Genomic DNA, 14,776 nt, shown 5'->3' on the forward strand with positions numbered 1-14,776 from the left:
CACCCTACAACAGCAACTACAACTGCATAACTCTCCTGCGATGCTTACGCGGCCTTCTGTTCCTTGCCGTGTTCGAACTGCGCTTCCTCCGTCGAACCGGTCAGCGCGGTGGTCGAGGACTGGCCGCCTTCGATGGTCTGCGTCACGGCGTCGAAGTAGCCGGTGCCGACCTCGCGCTGGTGCTTCACGGCGGTGAAGCCCATTTCAGCGGCAGCGAATTCCTTCTGCTGCAGTTCGACGAAGGCGCTCATCTGGCGGCGGGCGTAGCCGTGGGCCAGTTCGAACATGCCGTAGTTCAGCGCGTGGAAGCCGGCCAGCGTGATGAACTGGAACTTGTAGCCCATGGCGCCCAGCTCGCGCTGGAACTTGGCGATGGTGCCGTCGTCCAGGTTCTTCTTCCAGTTGAACGAGGGCGAGCAGTTGTAGGCCAGCAGCTTGCCCGGGAACTGGCGATGGATGGCCTCGGCGAACTTGCGGGCGTATTCCAGGTTGGGCGTGGACGTTTCGCACCAGATCAGGTCGGCGTACGGCGCATAGGCCAGGCCGCGCGAGATGGCCTGGTCGATGCCGGCCTTGGTGCGGAAGAAGCCTTCGACGGTGCGCTCGCCGGTGATGAAGGGACGGTCGTTCTCGTCGACGTCGCTGGTCACCAGGTCGGCCGCGTCAGCGTCGGTGCGGGCCAGCAGCACGGTGGGCGTGCCCATCGTGTCGGCCGCCAGGCGCGCCGACACCAGCTTGGCGACGGCCTCGCGGGTCGGGACCAGCACCTTGCCGCCCATGTGACCGCACTTCTTGACTGAAGCCAGCTGGTCTTCGAAGTGCACGCCCGAAGCACCGGCCTCGATCATCGCCTTCATCAGTTCGAACGCATTCAGCACGCCGCCGAAGCCGGCTTCGGCGTCCGCCACGATCGGGGCGAAGAAATCGATGTAGCCTTCGTCGCCCGGGTTCTTGCCTTCCATCCACTGGATCTGGTCGCAGCGGGTCAGCGAATTGTTGATGCGGCGGACCACTTGCGGCACCGAATTGGCGGGGTACAGCGACTGGTCGGGATACATCTCGCCGGCCAGGTTGGCGTCGCCGGCAACTTGCCAGCCGGACAGGTAGATCGCCTTCAAGCCGGCCTTGACCTGCTGCATGGCCTGGTTGCCGGTCAGGGCGCCCAGCGAATTCACGAAAGGCTCGCTATGCAGCAATTCCCACAGACGGGTGGCGCCGCGGCGCGCCAGCGTGTGTTCCACGCCGATGGAGCCGCGCAGGCGGATGACGTCCTCGGCGCTGTAGTCGCGCTTGATGCCTTGCCAACGGGCGTTTTCAGCCCAGTCCTTCTGCAGATTGCGGATTTCGGTTTCGCGGTTGCTCATGTTGATGCTCCTGGTCAGTGATGGGAAGACTTCAAAAGATTCGCGTCCTGCGTTGCGTGAATCGTTGGACAAAGTCTATGCCTCTGCTGCGGAGCAATGTGGACTGATGTCTTATAGAAGACGAAAAATATTATTCTTATAAATCAATAAATTACAAACTTGATTTCGTATTGCGGAACGCAATTATCATCTGTGAAATGGGCTCCCGCTGCTGCGCAGCAGTGGCTTTCACATGACGAAGGTTACATTTCACAATGTGGAAAATCGGCCTTTTTTACGACCGCCTACAATGCGTTCATTCTTCAAGTTTCCGATGACTCCGCTATGACGCTGTCCCACGGCCCGCTGGGCCAGAGCGTGGCCTACGCCTCGCAATACGACCCCTCCCTGCTCTTCCCCATCGCGCGTTCGCACAATCGCGCGGCGCTGAACCTGGAAGCCGGCAAGCTGCCCTTTACCGGCGTGGACCTGTGGAATGCCTATGAGCTGTCCTGGCTGGACGCCAAGGGCAAGCCGCGCGTGGCCATGGCCACCTTCTCGGTGCCGGCCGACAGCCCCAACATCATCGAGTCCAAGTCCTTCAAGCTCTATCTGAACTCGTTCAACCAGACCCGCCTGGTCAATTCGGCCGCCCTGCGCGGCCGCCTGGAGCGCGACCTGAGCGCCGCCGCCGGCGCGCCGGTGGGGCTGGATTTCTTCCTGCCGCAGCGCTTCTCCGAATTGCAGATGGGCGAAATGGATGGCGTCTATATAGACAAGCTGGATATCGAAATCGATACCTACGAGCCCGCCCCCGAAGTGCTGCGCACCCGCGCGGGCGACGTGGTCGAGGAAACGCTGGCGTCGCGCCTGTTGAAATCGAACTGCCCCGTCACGGGCCAGCCCGACTGGGCCAGCGTGCAGGTCCGCTACCGTGGCGCGCCCATAGACCGCGAGTCGCTGCTGCGCTATGTGATCTCGTTCCGCCAGCACGCGGAATTCCACGAGCATTGCGTGGAACGCATCTTCAGCGACATCATGCAGGCCTGCCGGCCGGAGCAACTGACGGTCTACGCGCGCTATACGCGCCGCGGCGGGCTGGACATCAACCCCTGGCGCAGCAATTTCGAAGCCGGGCCGCCGGCGGACGTGCGTACCGTCCGCCAGTAGGCGCCGGAAACCGCGTTACTTCACAAAAGGCTCAGGCCGCGGCGTATCGTCCGCCGACGGCGGCAACACCGGGTACTGGATCGCCGGCTGATCGCCCGTCAGGGTCTTCAGGAACGCCACGATCTGCGCGTTCTCATCGGGCGTGAAGGTCCGGCCCAGCTGCAACCGGCCCATCACGTCCACGGCCTGCGTCAAGGTAGCTGCCTCGCCATCATGGAAGTACGGATAGGTCAGCGCCACGTTGCGCAGCGTCGGCACCTTGAAGTTGAAGCGGTCGGCGTCCTTGCCCGTCACCGCCGCGCGGCCCTCGGCCTTGTTCTCGGTGACGTAGGGCGTGACCAGGCCCATCTTCTGGAACGAATTGCCGCCCACCGCCACGCCGTTGTGGCAGGCCACGCAGCCGCTGTTCTTGAAGAGTTCGTAGCCGGCCAGCTCGCGCACCGTCAGCGCCTTCTGGTCGCCGCGCAGCCACTGGTCGAAGCGCGAATTGGGCGTCACCAGCGTTTCCTCGAACGCGGCCAGGGCGCCGGTGACCTCGTCGATGGTGATGTCGTCTTTGCCGAAGACCTGCTTGAATTCCGCCCGGTAGCCGGGAATGGAATTCAGCACCTGCACCGCTAGTTCGTGAGTGGACGCCATCTCCATGGGATTGGCGATGGGGCCGCCCGCCTGCTCGCGCAAGTCCTTGGCCCGGCCGTCCCAGAACTGGGCGATGTTCAGACTGGAGTTGAGCACCGTCGGCGAATTGATCGAGCCCTGCTGCCACTTGTGCCCGATCGAGGCCTTGAGATTGTCCGAACCGCCCATGCCCAGGTTGTGGCAGGAATTACAGGAAATCGCGCCGGACCGGGACAGGCGCGGATCGAAAAAGAGCTTTTTGCCCAGTTCGACCTTGGCCGGCTCCTTGATGACCGCCGGCTCCACCGGCTGTATCGGTTCCTGCGAAGCCGCCTGGGCCAGACCCATCCAACTGCCCAAGGCGACCCCGGCCGCCAGCAACGCGCTTGCCCTTCTCATTTCGCTTCTCCTGTGAATAACCTTTATCCCATAAAGGTCATTACATCAGAGGGAAACGGGTCGAACCTTGCGCCGGGTCAAACCGCCGGGCCCGTGCAGGGCCCGCCATGATCAGGAACGCACAGCCGCCGAAGCCGCAGCGGCGGGTTCCGCACGCCGCGCCTGCACCGCGATCCATTGCGCCAGGAAGGCGGCGGCAGCGAATGCCACGCCCGCGCCCACCCAGGGGCCCTGCCGCAGCCCGGCGTCCAGCAGCAGGCCGAAGGCCAGCGGCCCCAGGGCCGAGCCCACGTCCATGCCGGAGTACACCAGTCCGTAGACCGAGCCGGTGGAACCCTTGGGCGTGACGCGGCGGATCAGCATGTCGCGCGACGGCGCCGCGACGCCGGAGCAGAAGCCCGCCAGGGCCACCACCGGTGCGGCCACCACAGCCGGCACCAAACCCAGCGCCAGCACCACCAGCGTCAGGCCCGCCAGGATCAGGGCCACCATCACGGTGCGTTCGGTGCGCGGATTGGCCGACACCAGAAAGCCGCCCGCGGCCATGCCGACGGCCGAAGCCACCATGTAGCCGGACAGCGCCGAACTAGCCGCGACCTTGGACAGGTCGTACAGCTGGCCCAGCAAGGGGATGGTGTAGTTCTGCACCGAGGACAGCGCAATGGAGGTGCAGGCGAAGAAAAGGAACGCGCCCCACAGCGCCGGCTTGGACAAGAGCGTGGTCAGCGTCGTCAGGACGCTTTCCTGCGGCTTTGCCGCGGGCTTGGGAGCGGCCTTGCCGACTTCCACGTCCGCGTGGCCTTCCAGCGGCGACGGGCCGCCGATCAGATCGCGACCCAGAATCGTCAACAACAGCACCAAGGCCACCAGCCCGGCGGCGCTATAGGCCGCTACGCGCCAGTCTGCGAGCAAGGTGATGCTGGTCATGAAAACCGGAGTAAGCGCCCAGCCCAGATTGCCCGTCAGCCCGTGCGTGGAGAAGGCATGTCCCAGGCGCGGCGCGGAAATGCGATGGTTGATGATGGAATAGTCGGCGGGATGGAACACGGAGTTGCCGATGCCGCCCACGACGGCCGCCACAATCAGCATGGCGTAGCCGTTGGCCGATCCGATCAGCACGCCGGACAACACGAAGCACGCCAGCCCGAACCACAGCACCGGCCGCGCGCCGATGCGGTCCACCACGAAGCCCGAGGACGCCTGGCCGATGCCGGAAACCACATAGAACGTGGACACCAGCAGCCCAAGGCGGGCGAAGTCCAGGCCGAACTCGTTGCCCAGCGAGACATAGAGCGAGGGCAGGACCAGTTGGAAGAAGTGGGAGGAAGCGTGGGCGACCCCGATCAGCAGAATGATCTTCCAGTCGCGCCGGCGGGCGGCGGCGTCCAGGGCCAGGGTATTCGCAGCGGTGTTCATTGCAGGCGGCCGCGGTCAGCGGCAGGTGGCGCGGCGCCGATGCGGCGGTGCGCGGGTTGTCTCCGGCAACGTCCGGATGTTCCGGGCGTTGGACTCTAGGCGCCGTCCCGGACACGCCGGCGGATCGCTCTTGGTATGTAACGGCGGCCGCCTTGCGCGAGCCGTGCCGCCGCTCTGTCAAACAAAAATACGGACTCTGGACTACATGGCCTTTTCGCGGATGGCGGGCCACGCGCGCTGCAGGTAATACAGCATCGACCACACCGTCAGCACCGCCGCCACGATGATCAGCACATCGCCCAGCAGACGCGAACTGACGCCGTAGATCGGCTGGTTGTACAGCAGGCACGGAATCGCCACCATTTGCGCGGCCGTCTTGAACTTGCCCAGCCGGTGCACCGCCACGCTGGCGCTGGCGCCGATCTTGGCCATCCATTCGCGCAGCGCGGAAATCGTGATTTCACGGCCGATGATGATCAGGGAAATAAAGGCGTCGACGCGGCTGAGGTCCAGCAGGACGATCAGGGCCGCGCAGACCATCAGCTTGTCGGCGACCGGATCCAGGAAGGCCCCGAACGCCGAGGTCTGGTTCCAGCGGCGGGCCAGCCAGCCATCGAACCAGTCGGTCAGCGCCGCAATAATGAAAGCCCAGGCGGCGAAAGTGTCGCGCACAGGGACCGACATCCAGCTTTCGGGCAGGTAGAACAGCCCGACCACCAGCGGAATCATGGCGATGCGCAGCCATGTCAGGATAATGGGTACATTAATTGGCATAGTGTCCGTATGCTAACAGTAAGACGCCCCCCCGAAGCGCCTGAGGCGCTTCCCCCCCAGGGGGGCGCCGCTGCGGACCGGCGGAGCCGGATCCGCGCGGCCCGGCGGGCGCTACGCCGGTTGCTGCGTCTGTAACCGAGCAGAGGGTGAGTAACCGCCGGCATTTATGCATGGCGGCTACCGCAGGGCTTCATAGATGCGGATCGCCAGGTCTTGGGAGATGCCGTCGACCGAGGCCAGGTCTTCGATGCTGGCCGAAGCCACGCCGGAGAAGCCGCCGAAACGGGCCAGCAGGCGCTGGCGGCGGCGGGCGCCGATGCCTTCGATTTCTTCCAGGCGAGAAACGTTGCGGGCCTTGGCGCGGCGGGCGCGCATGCCGGTGATGGCGAAGCGGTGCGCCTCGTCGCGCACTTGGGCGATCAGCATCAGCGCGGCGGATTCGCCGCCCAGCGCCACCGGCGGGCGGGCGTCGGCGAACACCAGGGTCTCCAGGCCGACCTTGCGCCCTTCCCCCTTGGCCACGCCTACCAACGTCTGGATATCCAGGCCCAGTTCCACGAACACCTGGCGGGCGACTTCCACCTGGCCCTTGCCGCCGTCGATCAGCACCAGGCCGGGCATGGGCGCCTCGCCGTCCGCCACCTTGGCGAAGCGGCGGCTCAGTACCTGGCGCATCGCGGCGTAATCGTCGCCCGGCGTGATGCCGGCGATGTTGTAGCGGCGGTACAGCGACGGCTGCATGTCGTGGTGTTCGAACACCACGCAGGACGCCTGGGTTGCTTCGCCCGCCGTGTGGCTGATGTCGAAGCATTCGATGCGCAACGCGTCGAGCGCGGCTTCGTCCGTGTCCAGGTCCAGCGCCTCGGCCAGCGCCAGTGTCCGGGCGGCGCGGGCGCCGGACTCGGTCAAGGCGCGGGCCAAGGCCATTTCGGCGTTCTTGGCCGCCTGCTCCAGCCAGGCGCGGCGCGCGCCTTGCGGACGCGTCAGCACCCGCGACGGGCGTCCGCCCGCCTGTTCCACCAACAGGCCGATCAGGTCAGGATCCGGCAAGGCGTGCGAACAGACCAGCACCGGCGGCATGGCATTGTCGGTGTAGTGCTGGGCCACAAAGGCTTCCAGCACCTGCGGCGCGGCCTCGCCCTCGGCATGCGTGGGAAAGAATGGCTTGTCGCCCAGATGGCGGCCGCCCCGCACCATGGCCAGATTGACGCAGACCTTGCCGCCCGCGATCGCCACCGCAATGATGTCGGTGTCCTCGCCGCTGACGTTTTCCATGGTCTGCTGGTGCAATACGCGGGCCAGCGACCCCATCTGGTCGCGCAGCGCCGCCGCTTCCTCGAAGCGCAGTTCGCTGGCCGCCTGCTGCATCCGGCTTTCGATTTCGCCCATCACCTCCTTGGCTTCCCCGTTGAGGAAGCGCACGGCGCGCTGCACGTCGCGTTCGTAGTCGGCGGCTTCGATCGCGCCGACGCAGGGCGCCGAGCAGCGCCCGATCTGATGCAGCAGACAGGGTCGCGAACGGTTGGCGAAGACCGAGTCCTCACAGGTCCGCAGGCGGAATACCTTCTGCAGGATCTGGATGGTCTCGCGCACGGCCCAGGCATTGGGGAACGGCCCGAAGTACTGCCCGCGCTTGTTGGTGGCGCCGCGGTAATAGGCAATGCGCGGCCATTCGTGGCCGGTGATCAGCAGGTAGGGATAAGACTTGTCGTCGCGGAACAGGATGTTGTAGCGCGGCTTCAGGGTCTTGATGAGGTTGTTTTCGAGGATCAGCGCTTCCGCTTCGGAGCGCGTCACCGTCACCTCCAGCCGCGCCACCTTCGCCACCATCTGGGCGATGCGGGGGCTGGCCAGGTTCTTCTGGAAATACGACGAGACGCGCTTCTTCAGGTCGCGCGCCTTGCCGACATACATGACCTCTCCGGCCGCATCCAGATGCCGGTACACGCCCGGCAGATGCGGCAGGTCAGCCAGGAACGATTTGAGATTGAAGTCGTCGGGCATTCTGATAACGGCTTTCAGCCTGCAAGGTATCCCAGTCCGGCGCGTCAAAGCGCGGCATCAGGCGGCGGATGCGCGCCACGGACTCGGGCGCGTGCTCGAACTTCAGGCGTTCGAGCAATTCGTCCGCCAGGTCCGGCCGGTTGCATACGAGCACCATGTCGCAGCCGGCGCCCAGCGCCGCGTTGGCACGGTCCAGGATGTCGCCCGCGACCGAGGCGCCTTCCATGGTCAGGTCGTCCGAGAACACCACTCCATCGTAGCCCAGGCGGGTGCGCAGGATGTCCTGCACCCAGCGCTTGGAGAAGCCGGCCGGGTGCTTGTCGACCTTGGGATAGATCACGTGCGCAGGCATCACCGACGGCAGCACTGCATCGCCCAGCCAGGCGTACGGCGCGGCATCGTCCTGCAGGATCTTGTCCAGCGGACGCGGGTCCACCGGGATCTCGTGGTGCGAATCCGCCTCCACGAAACCATGGCCGGGGAAATGCTTGCCGCAGGCCGACATGCCCGCCAGCTGCAAGCCCTGGATCAGCGCGCGCGACAGCATCGTGACCACGCGCGGGTCTTGGTGGAAGGCGCGGGTGCCGATCACCTTGCTGACGCCGTAGTCCAGGTCCAGCACCGGCGTGAAGCTCATGTCCACGCCGCAGGCGCGCAGCTCGGCGGCCAGCACGTAGCCGGCTTCGGTCGCAAGGCGCATGGCCTGCAGCGGATCGCGGTCCCACAACGCGCCCAGGTCGCGCATGGCGGGAAGCGCCGTGAAGCCGTCGTCGCGGAAGCGCTGCACACGGCCGCCTTCGTGGTCCACCAGGATCAAGAGCGGCTCCTTGCGGGCCTTGTGGATCTGGCGCGTCAGCTCGGTCAGTTGCTTGCGGCTTTCGAAGTTGCGCGCAAACAGGATCACGCCGCCCACCAGCGGATGGCGCAGGCGCTTCTTCTCCGCCTTCGTCAGCGAGTATCCCGCCACATCGACCATCACGGGGCCGGGCGGCAGGACCGCCCTGGATTTCTTCTTGGCCATGTCAGGCTGTCCTTCTGTCTAAGTCTGGCAAGCCGGCGGCGGACACGAGTCCGCCGATCAGGGCTTGCGTTCGACCACCACGTAAGCGGCGGCCATGTCGGATTCGTCGGTAATGGAAACGTGGGCCGCACCAAAGCGCTGCTCGTACCATTGCAGCAGTTCGGGCGCGATCACCAGCACGGGACGCCCGCCGGGCGCATTCAGCGTCTGCACGCGCCGCCATGTCATGGGCATGCGCATGCCCAGGCCTATGGCCTTGGAAAACGCCTCCTTGGCCGCGAAGCGCGTAGCCAGGAAACGCAGGCCGCGCACCGGGTCGCGGGCGCGGCGCGCGTGGAACTTCTGCAGTTCTTCGACGCCCAGGATCTTTTCGGCAAAACGGTCGCCGTGGCGCGCCAGCGCGCGCTCGATGCGGTCGATGCGCAGCAGGTCCATGCCGATGCCGGCAATGGCGCCTGCGGGCGCAGCGGGGCGGGAGGCGTCAGACATGGGAATCAGCGCGCGGCCGCAGGAAAAAACGGGATACCGGGCTCGCGGTCACAGCCCGCGCAGCGCTTGCAGGCGGGCCTGCACCATCAGCGCCTTCATGTCGCGCACCGCTTTTTCCCAGCCGTCGAACACCGCCTGCGCCACGATGGCGTGGCCGATGTTGAGTTCGGAAATGCCTTCCAGCGCGGCCACCGGCTTGACGTTGCCGTAATGCAGGCCGTGGCCTGCGTTCACGCGCAAGCCGTGGCGCAGCCCTTCGGTCACGGCCAGGCGCAAGCGCTGCAGTTCGGCCTCGGCGGCCTCGCCTTCAGCTTCGGCGTAGGCGCCGGTGTGCAATTCGATCACCGGCGCGCCGGCCTTGGCCGCGGCCGCGATCTGCACGGGATCCGGATCGATGAAGAGCGACACGCGGATGCCGGCCTCGGCCAGCAGGCCCACCGCATCCGACACCGGCCCCATGGCGCCCGCGACTTCCAGGCCGCCTTCGGTCGTCAGTTCGGTGCGCTTTTCGGGCACCAGGCAAACGTCGCTGGGCTTGACCGCGCAGGCGATCTCCAGCATTTCCGCCGTCACCGCGCATTCCAGGTTCATGCGCGTACGCAATTGCGGACGCATGGCGTAGACGTCCTTGTCCTGGATATGGCGCCGGTCTTCACGCAGATGCAGCGTGATCAGATCGGCGCCGGCGTCCTCCGCGCGCAGCGCGGCGAGCACCGGGTCCGGATAGGTCGTGTGGCGCTGTTGCCGCAGCGTGGCAACGTGATCGATGTTTACACCAAGTTCTATCATTGCACTTTCGTTGTTTCTTCCCAGCCGCCGCCCAGGGCCTTGTACAGCTCCACGCGGTTGATCAGCGCGGCCAGGCCAGTCTGGACCAGGGCGAGCTGGGCATTGAAAAAGTCCACCTGCGCGGTCTGCACCTGCAGGTAGCTGTCGATACCATTGGTATAACGCAGATTCGACAGTTCCAGCGTGCGGCCGGACGCGTCCTGCAGGGCGCGCTGGGCATCCAGTTGCGCCCCGTAGGTAGCTTCGCCCGCCAGCGCGTCCGACACTTCGCGGAACGCCTGCTGGATGGACTGTTCGTACTGCGCCACGGCGATATTGTCGCGCGCCTTGGCCAGGTTCAGCCCTTCGCGGATGCTGCCGCCGGCAAACAGCGGCGTGGTGATCGACGGCGAGAAGCTCCAATAGCCCTGGCCGCCCTTGAACAGGTCGCCCAACGAGGGGCTGGCCACCCCTAGCAGGCCGGTCAGCGAGATGGTCGGGAAGAACGCCGCGCGCGCCGCGCCGATATTGGCGTTGGCGGACAGCAGCTGGTTTTCCGCGGCCATGATGTCCGGACGGCGCTCGAGCAGATCGGACGGCAGGCCGGCTGGCACCGTCGCCAGAAGCTGGTCGCGGCCGAACACGGCCGGCGCCGGCAGGTCCGGCGGCAAGGGCGTGCCGACCAGCAGCACCAGCGCGTTCATGGCCTGGGCCTGGGCGCGGGCCAGTTGAGCCAGATCGGACGAGGCCGTATCCAGCAGCGACTTGGCCTGGTTCAGGTCCAGCTCCGAAGCCACGCCGCCGTCGAAACGCCGCTTGACCAGGTCATAGGATTCCTGGCGCGACGCCAGGGTGCGCTGCGTCAGGTCCAGCTGGACCTCGGCGGCGCGCAGGTTGAAGTACGACTGCGCGACCGCGCCGACCAGCGTGATCTGCGCACTCTTCTGCGCCTGCTCGGTCGACAGGTACTGCTGATACGCCGCCTCGGAGAGGTTGCGCAGGCGGCCGAACAGGTCGATCTCGAAGGTGGTCAGGCCGATGCCTGCCTGGTACGAGCTGCTGATCGAACCCGCGCCGGGCTGCCGCATGTTCTGGGGCAGATGCTGACGCTGGCCCTGGATGCCGGCGCCGATGCTGGGCCATTGCGCGCCGCGCTGGATGCCGTATTGGGCGCGAGCCTCTTCCACGCGTTCCACCGCCACGCGCAGGTCGCGGTTGTTGACCAGCGCCAGCTCGATCAGGCTTTGCAGGCGCGGATCGCGGAAGAACTCGCGCCAGCCCAGATTGGCCGCCGGCGTGCCGTCCTGCGGCATGACCGCGGTGGACGGCTGGGTGCCCAGCGAGGTGGGCTTGGCGTAGCCGCCATACTGCACCTTGGGCTGATCGGGCCACGTACCGGAAACCGGCGCATCGGGGCGCTTGTAATCGGGCGCCAGCGAGCAGCCGGCCAACGCCACCGCCACGAAAGCGGACAAGGCGGTCTGTTTGAACTTCAGGGCTTTCATTCCTTGCCCTCCTGGCCACCGTTGGGTTGTGCGGGGTGTTGCGCGGGCGCGTCCGGCGCAGCCTGTCCGGCTGCGGCCTTCTTGGCCGCCTGCTCTTCTTCGAAGGCGCGCAGTTCAGCGCCCAACAGGCGCGGACGGGTCTTGAACAGGCCCAGCACCACCACGAAGAAGGTCGGCACGAAAATCACCGCGAACGGCGTGGCGGCCAACATGCCGCCCAGCACGCCCAGACCCACGGCGCGCTGGCTGGCGGCGCCTGCGCCGGTCGCCATGGCCAGGGGCACCACGCCCAGGATGAAGGCCAGCGACGTCATCAGGATGGGACGGAACCGCAGCCTCGCGGCTTCCACCGCGGATTCATACAGCCCCATGCCGCGAGCGTACTGGTCCTTGGCGAATTCCACGATAAGGATGGCGTTCTTGGCCGCCAAGCCGATCACGGTCACCATGCCCACCTGGAAGTACACGTCGTTGGACATGCCCAGCGCGCTGATCAACGCCACCGCGCCCAGCATGCCCAGCGGCACCACCAGCATCACCGAAATCGGGATGGCCCAGCTTTCATACAGGGCGGCCAGCACCAGGAACACCACCAGCAGCGACAGGCCCATCAGGATCGGAGCCTGGTTGCCGGCCTGGCGTTCCTGGTAGGAAAGGCCGTTCCACTCGTAGCCGAAGCCCTGCGGCAACTGGCCCACCAGACGCTCCATCTCGGCCATCGCCTCGCCCGTGGTGTAACCAGGGGCGGCGTCGCCGCCGATACGCATGGACTCGTAGCTGTTGTAGCGCACCACCTGCACCGGACCCTGCTTCCACTCGGCCTTGACGAAGGTGGACAGCGGCACCATGCCGCCCTGGCTGTTGCGGGCGTTCAGCTGCAGCACGTCATTGAGCTGCATGCGGTACGGCGCGTCGGCCTGCACCCAGATGTTCTGCATCCGGCCCAGGTTGGGGAACTTGCTCAGGTAGGCGGAGCCGACCGCGGTGGAAATCAGCGAGGCAGCCTCGTTGAAGTCCACGCCCAGCGCAGCCGCTTTCTCGCGGTCGATGGTCAGGCTGAGCTGCGCGCCCGGCCCCAGGCCGGTGATGCGCACCTGCGACAGCACGGGGCTCTTCATGACCAGGCCCATGAGTTCGCCGGTGGCCGCGGCCAGGGCGGCGGAACCCGCCGCGCCGCGATCCTGCAGGCGGAAGTCGAAGCCGGTCGCGTTGCCCAGGGACGAAATGGCGGGTGGCACCAAGGTGAACACCTGCGCGTCATGGATGCCCATCAGCTGCTTTTCGAAGGCATGGAAGGCAATGGCGCCCGCCGAGTCCTGGCGCGACTTGCGCTCGCTGAAGTCCTTCAGCGTGACGAAGGCGATAGCGGCGTTCAGGCCGTTGCCGTTGAAGCTGTAGCCCTGCACGGCGATGATGTTCTCGACCGCGGGCACGTCCGAGAAGTACTTCTCGACCTGCTCGATGACCTCGACCGTGCGGTTGGCGGTAGCGCCGGTGGGCAGCTCGATGTTGCTGACCACGTAGCCCTGGTCTTCCTCGGGCAGGAAGGACGAAGGCAGGCGCAGGTACAGCCAGCCCAGCAGCACGACCAGCAGCAGGAACGCCAGCATCATGCGGCCGCCCTTGTGCAGGATGCGCGACACCCAGTTCTGGTAGTTGTGGGTGGTGGCGTCGAACTTGCGGTTGAACCAGCCGAAGAAGCCCTTCTTGTCCTCGTGGTGGCCCTTGGGCACCGGCTTGAGGATGGTGGCGCACAGCGCCGGGGTGAAGGTCAGGGCCAGCAGTGCCGAGAAGAAGATCGACACGGCCATCGCGATCGAGAACTGGCGGTAGATCACACCCACCGAACCGCTCATGAAGGCCAGCGGCAGGAACACCGTCACCAGCACCAGCGTAATGCCGATGATGGCGCCGCTGATCTGCGGCATCGCTTTCTTGGTGGCTTCCTTGGGTGGCAAGCCCTCTGTGGACATGATCCGCTCGACGTTTTCCACCACCACGATGGCGTCGTCCACCAGAATCCCGATGGCCAGCACCATGGCGAACATGGTCAGCACGTTGATGGAGAACCCGAGCGCCAGCATCACCGCGAACGCCCCCAGCATGGCCACCGGCACCACCAGGGCCGGGATCAGGGTGTAGCGGACGTTCTGCAGGAACAGGTACATCACCAGGAACACCAGCACCATGGCTTCCGCCAGGGTGTGGACCACCTGCTCGATGGACACCTTGACGTAGGGCGCCGTGTCGTACGGAATGGAGTACGTGATGTTGCCCGGGAAGTACTTGGACAGCTCTTCCATCTGCTGGCGCACGCCCTGGGCGGTGGCCAGCGCGTTGGCGTTGGGCGACAGCACGATGGCGAATGCGGCCGTCGGCTTGCCGTTCAGGCGGGCGCCGAACTGGTAGTTGTCCGCGCCGACTTCGATGCGGGCGACGTCGCGCAGCAGCACCTTGGAGCCGTCGGTGTTGGCGCGCAGGACGATCTTGCCGAAGCCCTCCACCGTGCTCAGCTGGCCGTTGGCCGTGACCGTGGCGGTGATGCGCTGCGAATCCGGGTTGGGCGGCGCGCCGATGCTGCCGCCGGAAATCACCACGTTCTGCTGGGCGATGGCCTGGTTGACCTGCGACATGCTTAGGTTGAACCCGACCAGCTTGGCGGGATCGACCCACACGCGCATGGCGCGCGGCGCCGCGAACAGCTGGAACTGGCCCACGCCGGGCACGCGGGAAACCGGGTTCTTGATGTTGCGGGTGATGTAGTCGGCCAGCGCCGTCTGGTCCAGCGAACCGTCCGTGGACGACACCGCCGCCACCATCAGGAAGCCGGTACTGGTCTGCTCATATTGCAGGCCCTGCTGCTGCACGGCGGTGGGCAACTGCGCGACCACGTTGGACACGCGGTTCTGCACGTCCACCTGCGCCAAGTCTGGATTGGTGCCAGGAGCGAAGGTCGCGGTGATGGTCGAGGTGCCGTAGGAATCGCTGACCGACTCGTAGTAGATCAGGCCCTTGGCGCCGTTGAGCTGGTCTTCGATGATACTGGTGACCTGCTCGGCCACTTCGTTGGCCGACGCGCCGGGGTACGTGGCCGTGATCGTGATCGCGGGCGGCGCTACGTCCGGGTACTGCGAAATCGGCATGTTCGGGATCGCCAGCACCCCGGCCAGCAGGATGAACAGGGCGACTACCCAGGCGAAAATCGGTCTATCAATAAAAAATTGCGGCATGTGGGCTGACTCTGAAAGCGATGCTCACCAAAGAGGAAC

The 14,776-nt window shown here is 65.9% G+C and carries 11 protein-coding genes; 1 reads left to right on the forward strand and 10 read right to left on the reverse strand.

Annotated features, from left to right (window positions below):
* Positions 1–44 precede the first annotated feature (44 nt).
* Entirely contained in the window at positions 45–1,364 is a 1,320-nt protein-coding gene (aceA, locus tag IB259_RS10180) for an isocitrate lyase (protein WP_042794353.1), read from the reverse strand.
* A gap of 324 nt (positions 1,365–1,688) precedes the next feature.
* Between aceA and queF the strand changes: the two genes are divergently transcribed.
* Positions 1,689–2,513, forward strand: a complete 825-nt coding sequence (queF, locus tag IB259_RS10185) for an NADPH-dependent 7-cyano-7-deazaguanine reductase QueF (RefSeq protein WP_119449988.1) — start codon at positions 1,689–1,691, stop codon at positions 2,511–2,513.
* A gap of 15 nt (positions 2,514–2,528) precedes the next feature.
* Here the strand turns inward: queF and IB259_RS10190 are convergent, their stop codons facing one another.
* From IB259_RS10190 to IB259_RS10230, 9 genes are all read right to left on the reverse strand, one after another.
* On the reverse strand, positions 2,529–3,530 hold the full coding sequence (locus IB259_RS10190) for a cytochrome-c peroxidase (protein WP_054452876.1): 1,002 nt from the start codon (positions 3,528–3,530) through the stop codon (positions 2,529–2,531).
* 111 nt (positions 3,531–3,641) lie between these two features.
* A complete protein-coding gene (locus IB259_RS10195; protein ID WP_192328747.1) occupies positions 3,642–4,946 on the reverse strand; it encodes an MFS transporter in 1,305 nt (434 codons plus the stop codon).
* A gap of 201 nt (positions 4,947–5,147) precedes the next feature.
* Positions 5,148–5,720, reverse strand: a complete 573-nt coding sequence (pgsA, locus tag IB259_RS10200) for a CDP-diacylglycerol--glycerol-3-phosphate 3-phosphatidyltransferase (RefSeq protein ID WP_119449989.1) — start codon at positions 5,718–5,720, stop codon at positions 5,148–5,150.
* 177 nt (positions 5,721–5,897) lie between these two features.
* The gene (gene uvrC, locus IB259_RS10205; RefSeq protein ID WP_054452880.1) at positions 5,898–7,724 is read right to left on the reverse strand and encodes an excinuclease ABC subunit UvrC; all 1,827 of its coding nucleotides are present in this window, start codon (positions 7,722–7,724) and stop codon (positions 5,898–5,900) included.
* Positions 7,687–8,745: a beta-N-acetylhexosaminidase gene (gene nagZ / locus IB259_RS10210; RefSeq protein ID WP_175181792.1), complete on the reverse strand. Its 1,059-nt coding sequence runs from the start codon at positions 8,743–8,745 to the stop codon at positions 7,687–7,689. Before nagZ ends, uvrC begins: the two co-directional genes overlap by 38 nt.
* A 57-nt stretch (positions 8,746–8,802) precedes the next feature.
* Entirely contained in the window at positions 8,803–9,234 is a 432-nt protein-coding gene (gene acpS / locus IB259_RS10215) for a holo-ACP synthase (protein WP_054452884.1), read from the reverse strand.
* A 48-nt stretch (positions 9,235–9,282) separates the two neighbouring features.
* Positions 9,283–10,023: a pyridoxine 5'-phosphate synthase gene (gene pdxJ, locus IB259_RS10220; protein WP_054452886.1), complete on the reverse strand. Its 741-nt coding sequence runs from the start codon at positions 10,021–10,023 to the stop codon at positions 9,283–9,285.
* Positions 10,020–11,507 (reverse strand): efflux transporter outer membrane subunit, encoded by a 1,488-nt coding sequence (locus IB259_RS10225; RefSeq protein WP_054452888.1) that lies wholly within the window; start codon positions 11,505–11,507, stop codon positions 10,020–10,022. The genes pdxJ and IB259_RS10225 overlap by 4 nt, the downstream gene beginning before the upstream one ends.
* A complete protein-coding gene (locus IB259_RS10230) occupies positions 11,504–14,737 on the reverse strand; it encodes a multidrug efflux RND transporter permease subunit (RefSeq protein WP_054452890.1) in 3,234 nt (1,077 codons plus the stop codon). Before IB259_RS10230 ends, IB259_RS10225 begins: the two co-directional genes overlap by 4 nt.
* Positions 14,738–14,776: the final 39 nt, after the last annotated feature.

Source organism: Achromobacter sp. ACM04 (assembly GCF_014851465.1).
Classification (GTDB): domain Bacteria; phylum Pseudomonadota; class Gammaproteobacteria; order Burkholderiales; family Burkholderiaceae_B; genus Achromobacter; species Achromobacter aegrifaciens.

Bases quoted from the DNA above. Each gene is read 5' to 3' on its own strand.
- pgsA (WP_119449989.1), bottom strand. From the start codon at position 5,720: ATGCCAATTAATGTACCCATTATCCTGACATGGCTGCGCATCGCCATG.
- nagZ (WP_175181792.1), bottom strand. From the start codon at position 8,745: ATGGCCAAGAAGAAATCCAGGGCGGTCCTGCCGCCCGGCCCCGTGATG.
- IB259_RS10190 (WP_054452876.1), bottom strand. From the start codon at position 3,530: ATGAGAAGGGCAAGCGCGTTGCTGGCGGCCGGGGTCGCCTTGGGCAGT.
- IB259_RS10230 (WP_054452890.1), bottom strand. From the start codon at position 14,737: ATGCCGCAATTTTTTATTGATAGACCGATTTTCGCCTGGGTAGTCGCC.
- IB259_RS10195 (WP_192328747.1), bottom strand. From the start codon at position 4,946: ATGAACACCGCTGCGAATACCCTGGCCCTGGACGCCGCCGCCCGCCGG.
- queF (WP_119449988.1), top strand. From the start codon at position 1,689: ATGACGCTGTCCCACGGCCCGCTGGGCCAGAGCGTGGCCTACGCCTCG.
- uvrC (WP_054452880.1), bottom strand. From the start codon at position 7,724: ATGCCCGACGACTTCAATCTCAAATCGTTCCTGGCTGACCTGCCGCAT.
- aceA (WP_042794353.1), bottom strand. From the start codon at position 1,364: ATGAGCAACCGCGAAACCGAAATCCGCAATCTGCAGAAGGACTGGGCT.
- pdxJ (WP_054452886.1), bottom strand. From the start codon at position 10,023: ATGATAGAACTTGGTGTAAACATCGATCACGTTGCCACGCTGCGGCAA.
- acpS (WP_054452884.1), bottom strand. From the start codon at position 9,234: ATGTCTGACGCCTCCCGCCCCGCTGCGCCCGCAGGCGCCATTGCCGGC.
- IB259_RS10225 (WP_054452888.1), bottom strand. From the start codon at position 11,507: ATGAAAGCCCTGAAGTTCAAACAGACCGCCTTGTCCGCTTTCGTGGCG.